At 62.1% G+C, this 17,490-nt stretch carries 14 protein-coding genes; 8 read left to right on the forward strand and 6 right to left on the reverse strand.

Translation table 11 applies throughout. The annotated features are described in order from the left end of the window. Positions 1-220 precede the first annotated feature (220 nt). The 5 genes from PQQ52_RS13950 (at position 221) to PQQ52_RS13970 (ending at position 5,558) form a co-directional block, all read left to right on the forward strand. Positions 221-673, forward strand: coding sequence for an HU family DNA-binding protein (locus PQQ52_RS13950; RefSeq protein ID WP_028198339.1), 453 nt, complete (start codon positions 221-223; stop codon positions 671-673). Positions 674-1,072: 399 nt separating this feature from the next. Next, the gene (locus tag PQQ52_RS13955) at positions 1,073-2,482 is read left to right on the forward strand and encodes a circularly permuted type 2 ATP-grasp protein (RefSeq protein ID WP_120344999.1); all 1,410 of its coding nucleotides are present in this window, start codon (positions 1,073-1,075) and stop codon (positions 2,480-2,482) included. A 194-nt stretch (positions 2,483-2,676) separates the two neighbouring features. Further along, entirely contained in the window at positions 2,677-3,627 is a 951-nt protein-coding gene (locus PQQ52_RS13960; protein ID WP_408211881.1) for an alpha-E domain-containing protein, read from the forward strand. 11 nt (positions 3,628-3,638) lie between these two features. Next, on the forward strand, positions 3,639-4,439 hold the full coding sequence (locus tag PQQ52_RS13965; protein WP_408211884.1) for a transglutaminase family protein: 801 nt from the start codon (positions 3,639-3,641) through the stop codon (positions 4,437-4,439). A gap of 246 nt (positions 4,440-4,685) precedes the next feature. Further along, complete coding sequence (locus PQQ52_RS13970; protein ID WP_408211887.1) at positions 4,686-5,558, forward strand: proteasome-type protease; 873 nt, start codon at positions 4,686-4,688, stop codon at positions 5,556-5,558. A gap of 171 nt (positions 5,559-5,729) precedes the next feature. On the opposite strand, the gene PQQ52_RS13975 is transcribed toward PQQ52_RS13970, so the two are convergent. Both PQQ52_RS13975 and PQQ52_RS13980 read right to left on the reverse strand, forming a co-directional pair. Then, entirely contained in the window at positions 5,730-6,911 is a 1,182-nt protein-coding gene (locus PQQ52_RS13975) for a porin (protein ID WP_408211889.1), read from the reverse strand. Between the two features lie 483 nt (positions 6,912-7,394). Continuing rightward, positions 7,395-8,720, reverse strand: a complete 1,326-nt coding sequence (locus PQQ52_RS13980; protein WP_408211892.1) for a YihY/virulence factor BrkB family protein — start codon at positions 8,718-8,720, stop codon at positions 7,395-7,397. Positions 8,721-8,921: 201 nt separating this feature from the next. Between PQQ52_RS13980 and PQQ52_RS13985 the strand changes: the two genes are divergently transcribed. Beyond that, the gene (locus PQQ52_RS13985; protein ID WP_408211894.1) at positions 8,922-9,461 is read left to right on the forward strand and encodes a YbaK/EbsC family protein; all 540 of its coding nucleotides are present in this window, start codon (positions 8,922-8,924) and stop codon (positions 9,459-9,461) included. 31 nt (positions 9,462-9,492) lie between these two features. On the opposite strand, the gene PQQ52_RS13990 is transcribed toward PQQ52_RS13985, so the two are convergent. From PQQ52_RS13990 to PQQ52_RS14000, 3 genes are all read right to left on the reverse strand, one after another. Further along, entirely contained in the window at positions 9,493-11,016 is a 1,524-nt protein-coding gene (locus PQQ52_RS13990; RefSeq protein ID WP_408211897.1) for a SulP family inorganic anion transporter, read from the reverse strand. Between the two features lie 381 nt (positions 11,017-11,397). Then, entirely contained in the window at positions 11,398-11,988 is a 591-nt protein-coding gene (locus tag PQQ52_RS13995; RefSeq protein ID WP_408211899.1) for a BPSL1445 family SYLF domain-containing lipoprotein, read from the reverse strand. A gap of 234 nt (positions 11,989-12,222) precedes the next feature. After that, positions 12,223-13,611, reverse strand: coding sequence for an FAD-binding oxidoreductase (locus PQQ52_RS14000; RefSeq protein ID WP_408211901.1), 1,389 nt, complete (start codon positions 13,609-13,611; stop codon positions 12,223-12,225). Between the two features lie 200 nt (positions 13,612-13,811). Between PQQ52_RS14000 and PQQ52_RS14005 the strand changes: the two genes are divergently transcribed. Beyond that, positions 13,812-14,198, forward strand: coding sequence for a hypothetical protein (locus PQQ52_RS14005; RefSeq protein ID WP_408211904.1), 387 nt, complete (start codon positions 13,812-13,814; stop codon positions 14,196-14,198). 43 nt (positions 14,199-14,241) lie between these two features. Here the strand turns inward: PQQ52_RS14005 and PQQ52_RS14010 are convergent, their stop codons facing one another. Next, positions 14,242-15,003: a 3-oxoacyl-ACP reductase gene (locus PQQ52_RS14010; RefSeq protein WP_408211907.1), complete on the reverse strand. Its 762-nt coding sequence runs from the start codon at positions 15,001-15,003 to the stop codon at positions 14,242-14,244. Between the two features lie 1,158 nt (positions 15,004-16,161). Between PQQ52_RS14010 and PQQ52_RS14015 the strand changes: the two genes are divergently transcribed. Next, positions 16,162-17,409 (forward strand): hypothetical protein, encoded by a 1,248-nt coding sequence (locus PQQ52_RS14015; RefSeq protein ID WP_408211910.1) that lies wholly within the window; start codon positions 16,162-16,164, stop codon positions 17,407-17,409. Positions 17,410-17,490 lie beyond the last annotated feature (81 nt).

The raw sequence follows: 17,490 nt of genomic DNA on the forward strand, positions 1-17,490 counted from the left end.
CGCGCGTTACGTGTTCGTGTTGCGGACCTCGTCGACGCACGTTTACCCGCTAAAACAAGGATCAAAATGTGTTGCGCAGTCTGCGCCGCGCAACAAACCTTCGCTGTTATACACAAAAGAGTCGCGCAAATCGTATTAGCGCTTGTAGAATCCGGCGTTGAAGCGCGCACATACCGTATGCGCTTCGTGCAATTCACTGACCACTACAGGTAGGAGAAACATGCCGACTTCCGCAAAAAAGGTGGCCAAGAAGGCTGCTGCCCCGGTACCGACCAAGAAGGTTGCTGCAAAGAAAGTTCCTGCGAAGAAAGCCGTCGCAGCTAAGAAGGTCGCCGTGAAGGCGTCCAGCGCTCCGTCGCCGATCAAGGACACCTTCACGAAGGCCTCGCTGGCTGCTCACGTCGCTGAACGCGCTGCTGTTGAACCGAAGGCTGCCAAGGCTGTGCTGGCCGCGCTCGAAGACACGATCCTCGGCGCAGTGCACAAGAAGGGCGCTGGCGAATTCACGCTGTCGGGTCTTCTGAAGATCGTCGTGCAAGCTGTGCCGGCGAAGAAGAAGCGCTTCGGCAAAGACCCGTTCTCGGGCGAAGAGCGTTGGTTCCCGGCCAAGCCGGCTAGCGTGCGCATCAAGGCACGTCCGCTGAAGAAGCTGAAAGACGCAGCAGCAGGCTGATCGTGCTTCATGCGTTACCGCGGTTTTGAGCGTGGTTTTTTAACGGTGCGTTTTTAGCCGTGCGCTTTTAACCCAGGTTAACGTTTGAGCCGACCCGCAGTGCGAGTTGTCCGAATCCCCGTGGATGCAAATCCCCGGGGATTTTTTTATGCGCGTCCGCTGTGGTACCGCGCACTCGCCGCCGCCCGCCACGGTGCTCCCTATGCACCGTACTAGCGCATCATGGGCCGCCGCAGTACGATGGCAACGAAGCCATGCCGGCCGGGATGCGCTGTTAGCGTGCATGCACCGTGTTTAGCACGTAAAAAGCTCAATGGCATAGCGCTTGCTTCAACGATTGTCGAACACCGAATGCGCAGCGCATTCGCCTTCTATCCGACAACAAGAGCGGGGCGTGACATGCGATGCTATGACGAGATGCGTCATCATGACGATGCCGTGCGGCCACACTACGCGCGCTTTGAACGGTGGCTGGTGAAGCAGGGCAATGAGGCGATCGCACGCAAACGTGCGGAAGCCGACCTGCTGTTCCGCCGGGTCGGCATCACCTTCGCGGTGAACGGCGATTTGTCCGGCACCGAGCGGCTGATTCCCTTCGATCTGATTCCGCGCATCATTCCGCGCAGCGAATGGCAGACGCTGGAAGCTGGTTTGCGCCAGCGGGTGCAGGCGCTCAATCTGTTTATCCACGACGTCTATCACGATCGCAACATCGTGCGCGCCGGTATCGTGCCCGCCGAACAGGTCTATACCAACGCGCAATACCGGCCTGAAATGCAGGGCGTCAATGTGCCGCTCGGTGTTTACGCGCATATCGCCGGGGTCGACGTGGTGCGCGCGGGCGACGAGGGCGAGTTCTACGTGCTCGAAGACAACCTGCGGGTACCGTCGGGCGTGTCTTACATGTTGGAAAACCGCAAGATGATGATGCGGCTTTTCCCCGAACTGTTCGTGCAGAACCGCATTGCGCCGGTCGCGCATTATCCCGATCTGCTGCTCGACACATTGCGCTCGGTTGCGCCCGAAGGCGTCGACGATCCGGTCGTGGTGGTGCTCACGCCGGGCATGTACAACTCCGCCTATTTCGAGCACACCTTCCTCGCGCAGCAAATGGGCGTCGAGCTGGTGGAAGGCAAGGATCTGTTCGTCGACGACAACTATGTGTTCATGCGCACCACGCAGGGGCCGAAGCGCGTCGACGTGATCTACCGCCGGGTCGACGACGATTTTCTCGATCCGCTCGCCTTCCGCAACGATTCGGCGCTGGGCGTGCCCGGGCTGTTGACCGCATATCGCGCCGGACGTGTCGCGCTCGCGAACGCCATGGGCACCGGCATCGCCGACGACAAATCGATCTATCCGTACGTGCCGGAAATGATCGAGTTTTACCTTGGCGAGAAGCCGATTCTCAACAACGTGCCCACGTTCCAGTGCCGCAAGCCCGACGACCTCGCCTACACGCTCGCGCATCTGCCCGAGCTGGTCGTGAAGGAAGTGCACGGCGCGGGCGGTTACGGGATGCTGGTGGGACCTGCGTCGACGAAAGCCGAAATCGAATCGTTCCGCGAACGTCTGATTGCGCGGCCCGCCGGTTATATCGCGCAGCCCACGCTGGCGCTCTCAGCGTGTCCGACCTTTGTCGAAGCAGGCATCGCGCCGCGCCATATCGACTTGCGCCCCTTCGTGCTGTCCGGCAAGGGCGTGACGATGTGCGCGGGGGGGCTCACGCGCGTGGCCTTGCAGGAGGGCTCGCTCGTCGTCAATTCGTCGCAGGGAGGCGGGACCAAAGATACGTGGATGGTCGACTGACGCGGTTGCCAATGCGGTTGGTGCGCTTGCTCAGGTAACAGCTCATTGAGCAATGCCTGTAGCGATGCAGGCAACCGTGCCCGCAACCTAACGCACCGGCAGACGAATCAAACTGTCGCCGGCGCACACGGATAACCAGCGCGGACCTTTTTACGTGTGCAAAGGTCTCGCGTCATCAGATACGGAACGCCGTCATGCTAAGCCGAACCGCCGATCACCTCTTCTGGATGGCCCGCTACATGGAGCGCGCGGAGAACACCGCTCGCATGCTCGACATCAACCTGAAGGCGTTGCTGTTGCCGCAAACACCTGAACAGGAGGCGCGCGCGCAACGCTCGGTGCTGCGCATCTCCGAACTCGAATCTGCTTTCGCGCAACGCTACGACGAACCGACCCGCGAACATGTGCTCGATTTCATGGTGGCCGATGCGACCAATCCGTCGAGCATTCACTCGTGTTTGCAGGCCGCGCGCGAAAACGCTCGCGCCGTGCGTGGCACCTTGACGACGGAATGGTGGGAAACCATCAACGACACCTGGCTCGAGTTCAACGAACGCGCCTCGTCCGGCCAGGCGTCGAGCAATCCGGGCGCGCTATTCGAGTGGGTGAAGTTCCGCTCGCATCTGTCACGCGGCGTGACGATCGGCACGGCGTTGCAGGACGACGCATTCTTCTTCACGCAGCTCGGTACCTTCCTCGAACGCGCCGACAACACCGCACGGATTCTCGACGTGCGCTTTGCCGACGTCGAGCCGAATTCACGCGATGCCGCGCGCCAGCTCGAAGACTTCTACTACTGGACCTCGATTCTCAGTTCGGTGTCGGCGCTGGAGATTTATCGCAAGGTATATCGCGATGTCGTCACGCCGGCGCGGGTGGTCGAACTGATGATCCTGAACCAGCAGATGCCGCGCTCGCTGCTCGCTTCGCTCGAAGGCGTCTGCGCGAATCTGGCGATGCTGCGCACACCGGGCTCGAACCAGTGCGAGCGCTTTGCCGGCAAGCTGCGCGCCGAGCTGGTGTACTCCGACATCCGGCAGATTTTCGAAGCCGGCCTGCACGCCTATCTGACGCAGTTCCTTGCTCGCGTGTTCGAGCTCGGTAATCTGGTTGCGCGTACCTATCTGATGCTGCCAGTCGCCTGACGGAGTTTTATATGTACCTGACGATCCGCCACGACACGTCCTATCGTTACGAAGCGACTGTCCATTATTCGATCCAGCAACTGCGGCTGACGCCGTCGAGCGGCGCCTCGCAAGTGGTGCGGCGCTGGAGCATCGATGCGCCCGGCAAGCTCGACGCCACCTTCGATGCTTATGGCAACGTGCTGCATACGCTCGTCATCAACAAGCCGCACGGCGAAATTCGTCTGCATGTAGCGGGCGAAGTGGACACGATCCCGCTGATCGACGGGCAGTTGCCCGACGCAGTCGGCCCGATTCCGCTCGAGCATTTCACCTGCTCGACGCGTCTCACGGAGGCCGACGCGGCGATCCGCGAGCTGGCCGAATCGGTGCCGAGCCTTGCGAGCTCGAGCAATCTGATCGCGTTGTCCGAACAGATTCTGCAGCGCGTGAAGTACAACCCGGGCATCACCGAAGTCACCAGCACGGCCGCCCAGGCGCTCGCGCTCGGCAACGGCGTATGCCAGGACCATGCGCATCTGATGCTGGCCTGCTGTCGCGCGCGCGGCATTCCGGCGCGTTACGTGAGTGGCTACATCGAACCCGGTGAGGTCGAGCACGGCGCGAGTCACGCATGGGTCGACGTGTGGCTGGATGGCAAGGGCTGGATTTCCATCGACGTCACGCACGCCGCATTTGCCAGCGAGATCTATTGCCGGCTCGCCGTGGCGCGCGACTACGAAGCCGCCGCGCCGGTGCGCGGCCGGCGTATCGGCGGGCTGGAGGAGCAGCTGAAGGTGTCCGTCACGGTCAGCACGCAGCTGTCGCAATAGCGTGCCAAGGGGTTGATGGGGCCAACGGGACGCCAGGCCGCTGGCAGTCCCCTGACAGGCCCAGAGGGCGGCCCTGGCGGTCATCGCAGGGCGGCACTTGCCGGCGTGATCTGGCGAGGGGCCTGGATGAGCGTCAGCCCGCATAGCACTTCAGATTAGGCCCACGCGCGCCGTAATAGGGGTAAGGTGCATGCGCGCCGCATTACAATAGCGCCGTTCTGTCGTTTTTCGCGGGTACCTTTCCTTATGACTTACTGTGTAGCGATGTCCGTCGACGACGGGCTCGTGTTCCTGTCGGACACGCGCACCAATGCGGGCGTCGATCACATCAGCACCGCACGCAAGATGTCGGTGTTCGAGCAGCCGGGCGAACGCATGCTCGTGCTGCTGGGCGCCGGCAATCTGTCGCTCACCCAAGCCGTGCTCCACGAACTGTCCGAGCCTGCCGATCCCTCGTTGCCCACGCTCTGGAACGCGCCCACTATGGCTGACGCGGCCCGCGTGATCGGCCGTGCGGTGCGTAGCGTGCATCAACGCGAAGCCGAGGCGTTGCAGGAATTCGGTGTCGAGTTCAATTGCAGCTTCATTCTCGGCGGCCAGATCGCGGGCAACCGGCCGCGTTTGTTCATGATCTACGCGGCGGGAAATTTCATCGAAGCGTCGGCCGTGAACCCGTATTTCCAGATCGGCGAGGCCAAGTACGGCAAGCCGATCATCGACCGCGTGCTCACCCCCTCCACGCCGCTCGACGAAGCCGCCAAGTGCGCGCTGATTTCGATGGATTCGACGCTGCGCTCGAATCTGTCGGTCGGATTGCCGCTCGATCTGCTGGTCTACGAGAAGGACGCGCTGCACGTCACGCGCTTCGTCTCGATCGATCACGACAATGCGTACTTCGAGATGATTCATCGCACGTGGGGCGAACGGCTGCGTCAGGTGTTCGGTGAAATTCCCGATCCGGACTGGCAGGATTCGCCCAATGTGCCGCTGCTGCAGCGCGAGCGGGCGCTCGTGCTGCATCGTGCGCCGGTGGGTGTGGACGGCGTGGAGCATGAGCTCGATGCGAAGCCGGCACAGACGTTGGCGCAGGCAGAGAAGGGAAAGGCCCAGCGACGCTAGGCCAGGCGGTGCGTGGGTGGCTAGCCATCCATTCGCGGCGTGATTCGCGCGTGCCAGGGTTCGACGCGTGCACCGGACCCGCAAACCAGCAGACGAAAAAAAACCAGCCACAGGCTTGCGCCCGTGGCTGGTTTTCAACTGCGTGTTGCTTCAGCAGTCCGTCAAGCCCGATTAGAACTTGTGGCGGATGCCCAGGCTGACCAGTTCTTGCGAGCTGGTAGCCGAGTTGTAGCCGTACGAACCGATAGCTGCGCCAGCGTCGACGATCGCCGTGCCCGTGGTGCTGCCCGGGAGCGAAACGCGTTGGTTGCCGCTTGCGTGCTGATATGCGCCGACCAGGTAGATGTCCGTGCGCTTCGACAGGTTGTAGTCGCCGCCCAGGGAAACCTGGTGATACGTTGCGCTCGTGTCGCCGCTAGCCTTCGTGTAGACGTAGCCTACGCCCACCAGCATTGCCGGCGTTGCCTGGTAACCCAGGTAAGCGCCACCGACATTGAACTTCTCAGCCGAGCCGAAGCCCGATTGTGCGTCCGGCTTGTACTGAGCGTTGCTGTAACGCAGGTTGGCCGTGAACGGGCCTGCCACGTACTGCACTGCCACCTGAGCGATGCCGATCGACTTCGCCGTGGTGTAGATGGTGCTGACCTGGTTGTCGAACGTGCCGTCCGACGTGCCGCCCCAAGTGGAACGCAGAGCCGTCGAGCTCGGGTTGTCGGCGCGGAAGTAACCTGCTGCCACGCTGAACGGACCCGTCGAGTACGTTGCTGCGCCCGACCACGTTTGACCCGAACCCGTCGCGCCAGCCACACCGCCGAATGCGTACATGCCTTCGAACTGGAAGCCGCCCCACACCGGCGAGGTGTACTTGACGGCGCTACTCGTACGCGAGCTGTTGTCGTTGTTGTCAACGTCACCCGGCGTTGCGAAGGTCGAACCGAAGTAGTTGTCACCCGTCAGCGGTTGAACCAGGTCGACCACCGGATCGTATTGACGACCCAGCGTGACCGTGCCCCACTGATCGCCCGACAGGCCGACGAAGGCTTGACGACCGAACATCTTGCCGCCTTGACCCAGCTTACCGGTGTTGACGTCGAAGCCGTTTTCCAACTGGAAGATTGCCTTCAGGCCACCGCCGAGGTCTTCCGTGCCCTTCAGGCCAAAACGGTCACCTTGCAGGTTGCCGCCGACCAGGCCGGTTTGATTCGAGTTCTTGCCAGCAGCATCAACCGTGTTGTGCGCGAACTGGATCGATTCATCGATCAGGCCGTAGAGCGTAACGCTGCTTTGAGCATGTGCCACGCCGGTGACGCCCAGAAGCGCCAGCGAGAGGGTAGACAGTGCGATTCGTTTCATCCATTTCTCCACGCAGATGATTAGTTTCTTTGTTGCGGAAAGGAGAATAGCTCACTGCCTCAACCGGTAAGAACAGGAAAAAAAAGACTGTCTCTAAAAAGTGACAAACGACGCAAAGCCTTGTATTTAAAGCCCGTTAACGATTATTGCTGTTTTCGCAATATTGATTCATTGACTGCTCATTATTGTTGTTTCGTTGATAGTGAAGGGATCAGTACCCTCAATTTAGACGCTTGTTTGAATGGCCTTTGTAATCTAGTCGTCTAACTGGTCCGGCCGCTTTGTAGCGCCCATATAAAAATGAGGCACGTTTTCGCTTGACGTGCGCGCTGGACAGATTTTGTGGGCTGTGAGCAGGTGCAACCGCTGCAGTTGCACCCTTGGGGGGAGACTTGTCGTTGCGGTCCGACGTGATGGTCTTCGTCTCGACGCAGTCCGATCCGGCGGTATTAGCGCGAGGCGCGCCCGCGCGGTGCGGGGTGGTTACCCGCGTCGGCCGCTATCGTTCCCGTTGCGGCGCGCCACGGCCGCGGCTGCCAGCCCGGCCGCCGCGGCAAGCAGCACCGAGGTCCACGGATATCGTTTGACATAGCGATCGGCCGCGACGGCCGTGCGACAGGCTTCGACCAGCGCGACGGCGGCGACGCGTGTCGCCTGCGCTTCGGCACGAACGACGGTGCGGCCGACCTTGACCGCGGTTGCGCGCGCCGACGCCTTCTTTTGCGATTCCGCTCGCGGCAAGGCCGACGCCGGCGCGGTGGCGGCAAGCGCCGCGGTGCCTACCCGGCCCGTTGCCGGCGCGGCGCCCGCGGCGCCTGATTCACGGCCCTGCACGCGCGGAACCGCATCGGCCGAAACCGTCGATGCCGCCAATACCGAAGCAAGCTTGGCGCGGCTGCCGGGCGGCGCGTCTTCCTGCATGCCCCATCCGCCGCGCGGATCGTGCATGCGCCCGCGCGCCGCCGAAAACTCCGCGCCGAGCAGGAGCACGGCGGCCGAGAAGTACAGCCACATCAGCAGCACGGCCAGCGAGCCGGCCGCACCGAACGAACTCGCCATCCCGGCGTGCGCGATATACAGCGCGAACAGTTTCTTGCCCGCCGAGAACAGCACGGCCGCGACGATGCCGCCGACAAACGCATCGCGCCACCGCACCTTGGCGTCCGGCAAAAACTTCAGTAGGCCGGCAAAGGCGAACGCCAGCACGAGGAGGCCGACCCCGAGTTGCAACAGGTTGCCGATCACCACATACGGCGAGTTCCCCCAGAGCCATTTGCCGATGAATGTGATGACCGTATCGAGTACCAGCGAGACGATCAGCAGGAACGCGACACCGAGCACGAGGCCAAACGAAATCAGACGCACGCGCACGAGCGCAATCACACTCGACGAGCGCGGCCCCGTGTACGGCCACACCATATTGAGTGCGCTATTGAGCGATGAGAAGGTCGCCGAGGCGCCGATTGCCAGCATCGTGAATGAAATGATGGCCGCAATGCCACCTGCGCTGCCGCTGTGATGGGCGTTCTCGACGATAGTCTGCACGCCCGCGGCGGCCTGGTCGCCGAGCAGGCCATGAATGTGGTTGAAAAGTTCGCCACGCGCGGCTTCGGCGCCGAAGAACCAGCCGGCCACGGCGATCACCATGACCAGCGTGGGCGCGAGCGAGAATGCCGCATAGAAAGCAATGCTGGCGGCCATGGCCGCGCAACGGTCGTCGGCAAACTGTTTGAATGCGCCGATTGCCCAGTTGGCCTGCTTGCGCGCCACCAGTTGAAGGTTCTCGGCAGAAAGCGTGTCGATGTCCATGGTCGTTTTTCTCAATGGGATACTGGCGCCGGATGCGCCGTGTGCGTGCCGTTGAGGTGGCATCGACGCAGTCTTCGCATCGATACCTTTCGCAAACCTTGTGCCTGTCACTATAACAAGCGCTGCATGCGCATGGGCGTGATGTGCCGCGAGCAGGTGTGCCGTTAGAATACCGATGGACCTTCACACTTTGATCACGCTATGCACTCGCACGAATCCGTAAAGCAACTCGACGTTATTCCCGCGGAACAATTGAGCGCGCATTTGCCGGCGCATGTCGTCGAAAATTTGCCGGCTCAGGGCGTGACCGTATTTGCCGTTAGCGATGACGCTTCTGACACCGCTGAATTCAGCGCGCGCTACGGCTTCGGCCTTGAGGACTGCGCCAATACGATCGTGATCCGCTACAGGAAGGAGGGCGCCGAGCACTACGCGGCGCTGGTCTCGCTGGGTTCGCTGCGCCTTGACATCAATGGCGCGGTGAAGGCGGCGCTAGGCGCGCAGCGTCTTTCGTTCGCCAAGCGGGAGGCCGCCGTGGAGCATAGTGGGATGGAGTTCGGCGGAATTACTGCCTTCGGCTTGCCGGACGACTGGCGCATTCTCGTCGACGCCGCGGTCATGGAGCGTGCGCAGATCGTGATGGGGGCAGGGGTGCGGGCGGCCAAGCTTTTGTTGGCGCCCGAGGTGCTGCAGCAGTGGCCGCGTTGTGAAGTTGCCCCGCTTGCGCTGCCGGCCGAGTGAGTTGTCGTTGACGCGGCCTTGAGCACGGCCGTTAAAGCGACGCGTGCCGATGAAGAAGGTCGCCGCTTCCCGATATCTCAACGCCTGCCTGAGTCAGCAGGCACAGGCTGCGCTCCGACAGATTTTTCACGCGTAATTGCTTGCCGGCTTTCCGGTAGCGTTCGACCAGTCCCTGCAATGCCGCCAATGCGGAATGGTCCGCGAGCATCAGATGGCTGCAATCGACCGTGATATCGCCCGGATCTTTGACCGGGTCGAACAGCTCGTGAAAGCGGGTGGTCGATGCAAAAAACAGCGTGCCGCGCGGAACGTAGATTTTGTCGCCGCCGTGGTCTTCGATATGCGCGTGAATTTCGCGGGCATGCTGCCAGGCGAAATTGAGCGCGGCGATCACGATGCCGCACAACACGGCGATCGCGAGATCGGAGAACACGGTGATGACGGTGACTGCAACGATGACCAGCGCGTCGTTGCGTGGCACCTTGCCCAGTACGCGCAGCGAACCCCATGCGAAGGTCTGCTGCGCCACCACGAACATCACGCCGACCAGCGCCGCTAACGGAATGCGTTCGATCAGCGGCGACAGAAACAGGATGAACATCAGAATCATCATGCCGCTGACGATGCCCGAGAGCCGCGAGCGGCCACCCGAATTCAGATTGATCATGGTCTGGCCGATCATCGCGCAGCCGCCCATGCCGCCGAAAAGGCCCGAGACGATATTCGCCGCGCCCAGCGCCAGGCATTCGCGATTCGGCTGACCGCGGGTTTCGGTGATCTCGTCGGTCAGGTTGAAAGTCAGCAGCGTTTCCAGCAGACCGACGATCGCCATCAGCAACGCGTAGGGCAGCACCACGTGCAGGGTGTCGAGATTCATCGGCACGCTGGGAAAATGCAGGCTCGGCAGGCCGCCTGCAATGTGGGCCATGTCGCCAAGCGTACGCGTAGGCAGGTGCAAAAGCTGACTGAAGAGCCCCACACCGACGATCGCCACCAGCGCGGGCGGTGCGGCGCGTGTGAGCCGCGGCAGCAGATAGACGATCAGCATTGTCAGCGCGACGAGACCGCACATCATCAGCAACGCGCTGCCGTGCAGCCATTGTTCGCCTTGCGGCGTGCTCTGCCTGAAGTGCGCCAGTTGCGCCATCGCGATGATGATCGCGAGCCCGTTGACGAAACCGAGCATCACGGGGTGCGGCACCATGCGAATCAGCTTGCCCAGCCGCAACGTGCCGAATAGCACCATCAGTATTCCGCTGAGCATCACCGTGGCGAGCAGATACTGCGCGCCGTGCTGCACGACCAGCGCCACGATCACCACGGCCATCGAACCGGCCGCGCCGGAGATCATGCCGGGCCGCCCGCCGAATAGCGCCGTAATCGTGCAGATGAAGAAGGCGCCGTACAGACCCATCAACGGATTGAGGTGGGCGACCAGCGCGAAGGCGATACATTCCGGCACCAACGCGAACGACGAAGTGAGACCCGCGAGGACATTGCTCTTGATACCGGGAAGATTGGCGAGCCAACCGAGAGTGGGACTAGCGGTGTTCATCTGAAGGGAGCTTTAATTGCGGGTTACGAGCGCGTTGGCTGGGCGGGTGCGCGATCAACGTGTAAAGGTGGCATGCCGCCGCCTCCTTATGCGAAAAATACGCGAGAAGCCATCCGCGAGCGGTCGGCGAAGTGGAGAGCGGGGGCAAACAGCGTGGCGATACACGAGGCGCCAGACAGAATAAATGTCGTGGCTAAGAGAGAGCAGTGGCCAGCCAGGATTGCAAAACGGGTGAATTTTACAGCAGTACGGTCAATGTGACCTGGCGAGGCGGACAACGCAGTGACCGTGGCGCGGATGATGCCGCCAGATGGAGGCGGCGCGCAGCCGCTTGCACGGCTGCGCGACTGCGCCTGACTGTCTTTAGCGAGCGGCGCTTGCTCAGATGATCAGGCGTGAGACCTTGGTGCCTTCGAGCGAAACACCGGCCATCAGGCCGCCGTTCGTCAGCACAAACGCTTCGACCGGGCTGGTGGCGGTCGAGGTATCGACCGCGCCATTCGCGCCGACCTTCAGCACGGCGACCGTTGCATCGGCACCGGCTGCCCATCCCTGGCTGCCGAGGAATTTATCCAGCGCCTCTTGCGTCATGAACAGAAACACGAGCGCCTTGGACTGCGCGCCGATCTGCAAACCGAACGAGCCCGCAACGGTGCTGTAGTAGCCCGTTGTGCGTCCGGCCACGCGCAACGCGCCTTCGCCGTACTGCCCGCCCACCCAGAAGCCCGCCGAAATCACCGACGGGAAGATGAGCACGCCGCGCGCTTTAGCGACCAGTTCACGCGAGCCAGTAACGTTCGCGTACAGACGCGACAGCGTGGAGTCGACACCGGCGTTGATCGTGTCGCGCTTGCCGGCGTTTGCCGAAGGCGATGCGCTGGAGGACGGCGACGTGGTCGTGCAACCGGCGAGGCTAAAACCTGCCGTAGCCAAAGCAGCGCTCGTGGTCATGATGAATTGTCGTCTGCGCATGATTATTTTCCTTTTGCGTGGTGAAGGTTGCGTTTTCTTATGTGACAGTGAGTGCCGTGACGCCGGCATATCCGTACGCCGGGTGCCCGTATGCCGGCTATCTATATGCCGCAGCCGGTACGCCTGCTAACCAGCATTTAGCGTGCCTGATGCCACGGCTGGTGGTTCAGACAACCGTAGTGCGCTGACGTTCACGGTGATTCGCGCCGTTCAACACCGCTTCCCCCTCGATCCCTACACCGCCGGGCGGATATTCTGATTGTGGCGGAACAGGTTGCGCGGGTCGTAGCGGTTCTTCACGGCGACGAGGCGCGCGTAGTTCGGCCCATACGCGTCAGCCACCCGGCCGCCTTCCTCCTGCGTCATGAAGTTGACGTACACGCTGCCTAGCGCGAACGGAGCAGCGGCGTCGAAGAAAGCGCGGGCCCAGGCAATGCAGCGTTCGTCATCGCTCGCGTCGTCCCAACGGCCGTGCACGTTCATCGCGTAATGCGTGTCGCGGCTCGAATAGGCCGTGGCTTCGACCGGCACCCGGCTCGTCTGTGCGCCGATCTGCCCGAAGAAGATTTCGCACTGCGGCGACGGCAGCGTGCCAATCGCATCGAGCAGTGCATCGATGAGACCGTCCGATATTGTGTCGAGGTTGTGCGACTTCCAATAGTTACGAGCACCAGGCGTCAGCAGCGGATCGAACGCCTGTTGCCACATGGCGTACGGCATCGGCCCAAGATGTTCGCCGACCGGCGTGCCGAAGCCGCGTACGGGCTCCACCACGGACGGTCCTTTTTCGACGGGGCCCGAGTAGCACATGGCAAATACAATGACCGGCTTGCCGTGCACTTCGGGCGGCAGGAACGGCAGCGGTGGCGCAAGCCGCAAAACGGCCCATACGCTCAATTCCTCCGGCATCTGTTCTGCAACCGTGCGGTACTGGAGCAGGGCATTTTTCGCCTGATCGAGTGGCAGCACGACGAGGCCGCCGTACACGAGCGGCCCGACCGGATGCAGGGCGAACTCGAAGCGTGTCACGACGCCGAAATTGCCGCCGCCACCGCGAATCGCCCAGAACAGATCGTCATGCGAGTCGGCGCTCGCGTGGAGCAGCTCGCCGTCGGCGGTCACCACGTCCGCTGAAATCAGATTGTCGACGGTCATGCCGTATCTGCGGCTTAGCCAGCCGAACCCGCCACCGAGCGTCAGACCTGCTACGCCGGTGGTCGAGTTGATGCCGAGCGGTGTGGCGAGCCCGAACGCTTGCGCCTCGTGGTCGAAATCGCCGAGCGTCGCGCCAGGCTCGACATACGCCCGCCGCGCTACCGGATCGATCGTTACCGATTTCATCGGCGACAGGTCGATCACGAGGCCGTCGTCGCACAGCGCGGTGCCAGCGATGTTATGGCCGCCGCTGTGCACCGCCAGCGGCAGATTGTTGTCGCGCGCGAATGCTACGCCGCGGCGCACGTCGGCCACGCCGGCGCAGCGCAGGATCATTGCCGGATGCCGGTCGATCATTGCATTCCAGATGCTGCGAGCTTCATCGAAACCCGCGTCGCCGGGCAGTAACAGTTCGCCGCGAATCGTGGTTTTGAGTTCTTCGGTGGCGCTGCTGGACACGCTAACCATGACACACCTCCACACGTAATGGGAGACGCTCTCAGCACACAATTCAGCTGGGCAAAGTAAATTGAAAGCGTCCGGGCAGGTTCAAACTGCGTCCAGTAAACGGCCCTGCTTCCTTAAGTCAAACGAAGGTAAACCCGCGTCCATGATCGACGCCGCGCGAAAGCGCGTGCGGCAAGTGTCCGCGCGTTGCGGCGCGGGTCATGGCCGTCGTCGCTGCTGCCTATGATGGAAATGCTTCGGGAAAAGACCGCGATAAGAAGTGTTGGTTACGCGCCGCGGTGGTGGTTGCGCGGCGACACTTTTGCGGACGAACAGTGGCATTTTCGTTTGCATGCCTTGCGGAAGTGCCGATTTACACCCTGTTTCGCAGGGAGGATTGTGCCCGTATCGACTCGTTCACAATCAATCGCAGGGGAAGCGTCATGTCCATGCAAGCTCTCGTTCTCATGCGGCACAACGGCCCGCTCGAGCTGACCGAATTGCCGCGCCCCGCCTCGACGCACGGCGCTTTGATCTGCGTTCCGCGCAGCTTGTTTATGACGCATTGTCCGACGGTAGCGCGCGAGGCAAAGTTGTGGTCGAGGTGAGCTGAGCGGAACGTTGAACGCTGCGTTGCTGCGCGCCTTTGGATTAACCCTTCACGAGGCCGCCGTCCACAATCAGGTTCTGACCGGTGATCGCGCGCGCCCATGGCGACAGGAAGAACAGCACGGCGTCGGCGAATTCTTCAGGGGTCGTGACGCGCCGCACCGGCGTTGAACTGGCGATCAGGTCGAAAACGAATTCCGGCGTGGCTGCGCTTGCATCGGTGGTGCGTAGCAGGCCACCCGATACCATGTTCACCGTGATGCCGTCCGGGCCGAGATCGTGAGCAGCGGTGCGCGTTAGCGACAACAGCGCCGCCTTGGCCGCCGTGTAGTCATGATAGGGGACCACGGGGTTCTGAAACAGATTGGTGCCGACGTTGACGATGCGGCCGAACCCGCGCGAACGCATGCCCGCAGCGGCCGCTTGCATCGTATTGAGCGCGCCCTTGAGCGAACCGTCCAACTGCTGCTGGAAACGCGCCCAGTCGATTGAGTCGATTTTCGGGCGAGCGTCGCCGTCGAACTGGAAGTCGGCCAGCGCGTTGTTGACCACCGACACGATAGGTTGCCCGGTTTGCGCCAGCGCCGTTTCGAACAGACGCGCGACGGCGACCGCATCGGTCACGTCCGCCTGGATCGGCACCACACGGCTGCCGAGTTCGTCTCTGAGTGCGTGAGCCAGCGTTTCGCTCTTGTGGTAATTCACCACGACGCCCGCGCCTTCGCGGACCAGTGCGCGCGTGATCGCGGCGCCGAGTCCGCGGGCGCCCCCCGTTACCAGTACCCATTGGTCAGATAAAAGCATCTCTGTTCCTGTTGTTGATGAGGTTTCGATTTTCCTATTGTCGCCTGATTCAGTTTTTTTCTCGCTACGTGGGGCGGCGCATGGATCGCGATGGCGCTCGTGAAGGAGAGCTATCGAGATGCATGACGGAGTGCGCCTCTTGTCTGAGGTGAACCGTCTGTGTGGTTGCCCTCACTCCGGACTTTGTAAATTCCTCTTTGTGTCTGGACAGACACTCATACGAAACGTTTGCACGTGTCGTGGTCCGCTTTTCTCCGTGGAGAGTGGTCTGCTTCAAATAGAAGACTCGGCCGTGACTTTTAGTTTCATATGGAGAAGGTGTTCAGGTGGAAAAATTGAATAAATAATTTGGACTACATATCTAGGGAAAGAAATTTCCGTTTTTGAGAAATCGGTAATTAACGATATTTGACAGTCGTGCGACGCAATTAATCGGAAACCGGCCGGCAATATCGCATTGCGTGGGCTAGCGCACGGTCCCTGGACGGCGCTCCGCATAACTTCAGCCATCAAGTCCTGCTGTGCTCTTTTCAAGGCTTTGTTCGCGCACAGCTAGTCGTCTCTCCCAGATCACGTCAAATCGGACCGGGATTATCTGCGAGAGAAAAGTCGGACGTCGTGCGGTTTTCGTGCGGATTCGGCAATGTCGACCGGGCTTCGAAGTTTTCATTTTTAACAGCGAACAAAGATTCACTCGTTATCTGGATCTGTTTTTCGAAATGAATGGTTAGGAGAATGAAATGAAAAAGCAAAATGGGGACACGCGGGCATTGGGAACGGGCAAAGCGGTACTGGCGGTTGCAGTGAGTCTCTATGCGGCGATGGCGGGTGCTCAAACGAGTCCGGCCGCATCTGCAGCGCCGTCGGCAAATTCGACGAAGTTGATGATTGCGCAAGTATTGCCGGTCGACTGTCCGCTATTCGACACGCTTGGCTGCAAGCAGGAAGACGGTGGATTGCGGGCGTCGGGTGGGGTTGGTGTGGCAGCGGCTGTGGGTCTGGGATCGGGTTCGGGGTCGACATCGGCTTCGGGTTCGCAGAGTAGTAATGGAAGCGGAACTTCGTCGACTGGATCGGGAGTTAATGGTAACGGAGGCGGGTCGACGTCCGGCGCAGCTGGACCCGGTGCGGGGAGTGCGGGGAGTGGCAGTGGTGGGAATGGAAGTGGTGGGACTGGTGGTGGCGGAACAGGTGGCGGTGGGACAGGTAGTGGCGGAACAGGTGGTGGTGGGACAGGTAGTGGCGGAACAGGTGGTGGTGGGACAGGTAGTGGCGGGACTGGTAGCGGCGGAACAGGCAGCGGTGGAACCGGAAGTGGCGGTACCGGCGGCAACGGTGATGGCGGCGGTAACGGTGGGCATCACGGCGGCCACGGCGATGGTGGTCATGGAGATGGCGGCCACGGCGATGGTGGTCATGGAGATGGCGGCCACGGCGATGGTGGTCATGGAGATGGCGGCCACGGCGATGGTGGTCATGGAGATGGCGGTCATGGCGATGGTGGCCATGGAGATGGCGGCCACGGCGATGGTGGTCATGGAGATGGCGGTCATGGCGATGGTGGCCATGGTGACGGCGGTCATGGCGACGGCGGCCACGGCGATGGTGGTCATGGAGATGGCGGTCATGGCGATGGTGGCCACGGCGATGGCGGCCATGGTGACGGCGGTCATGGAGATGGTGGCCATGGAGATGGTGGTCATGGAGATGGCGGCCATGGTGACGGCGGTCATGGAGATGGTGGCCATGGTGACGGTGGTCATGGCGATGGTGGTCATGGTGACGGCGGCCACGGCGATGGTGGCCACGGCGACGGCGGCCATGGTGACGGTGGCCATGGTGACGGTGGCCACGGCGACGGCGGTCATGGTGACGGCGGTCATGGTGACGGCGGTCATGGCGATGGTGGCCACGGCGACGGCGGTCATGGTGACGGTGGTCATGGCGACGGCGGTCATGGTGACGGTGGTCATGGCGATGGTGGCCATGGTGACGGCGGTCATGGTGACGGCGGCCACGGCGATGGTGGCCACGGCGATGGTGGCCACGGCGATGGTGGCCACGGCGACGGCGGCCATGGTGACGGTGGTCATGGCGACGGCGGCCACAGCAACGGCGGTCACGGCGATAGCGGTCATGGCAACGGCGGCCACGGCGATAGCGGTCATGGCGATGGTGGCCATGGTGACGGCGGTCACGGCGACGGCGGCCACAGCAACGGTGGCCACGGTGACGGTGGCCACGGTGACGGCGGCAAAGGCAGCAGCGGCCAGGGCCACGGCGGTGGCTTCGGTGGCGGCTTCGGCAGCAGCGGTGGCCATGGTGGCGGTTGCGGCGGTGGCCACGGCCACTGATGCAGCAAGTTCTCCCAGCGTGTGGCGGCCTGAAAACGGCCGCCCGCGCTGAGGTCCCGGCCGGAATCACATCACGCCTATTTCGACCTCGCGGCTCACGCTCATCCCCTTGAGCGCGAGGCGAGTGGGTTGG

Origin of the sequence: Paraburkholderia sediminicola, from assembly GCF_046030555.1 — a bacterium.
GTDB classification, from domain to species: Bacteria; Pseudomonadota; Gammaproteobacteria; order Burkholderiales; family Burkholderiaceae; genus Paraburkholderia; species Paraburkholderia sediminicola_E.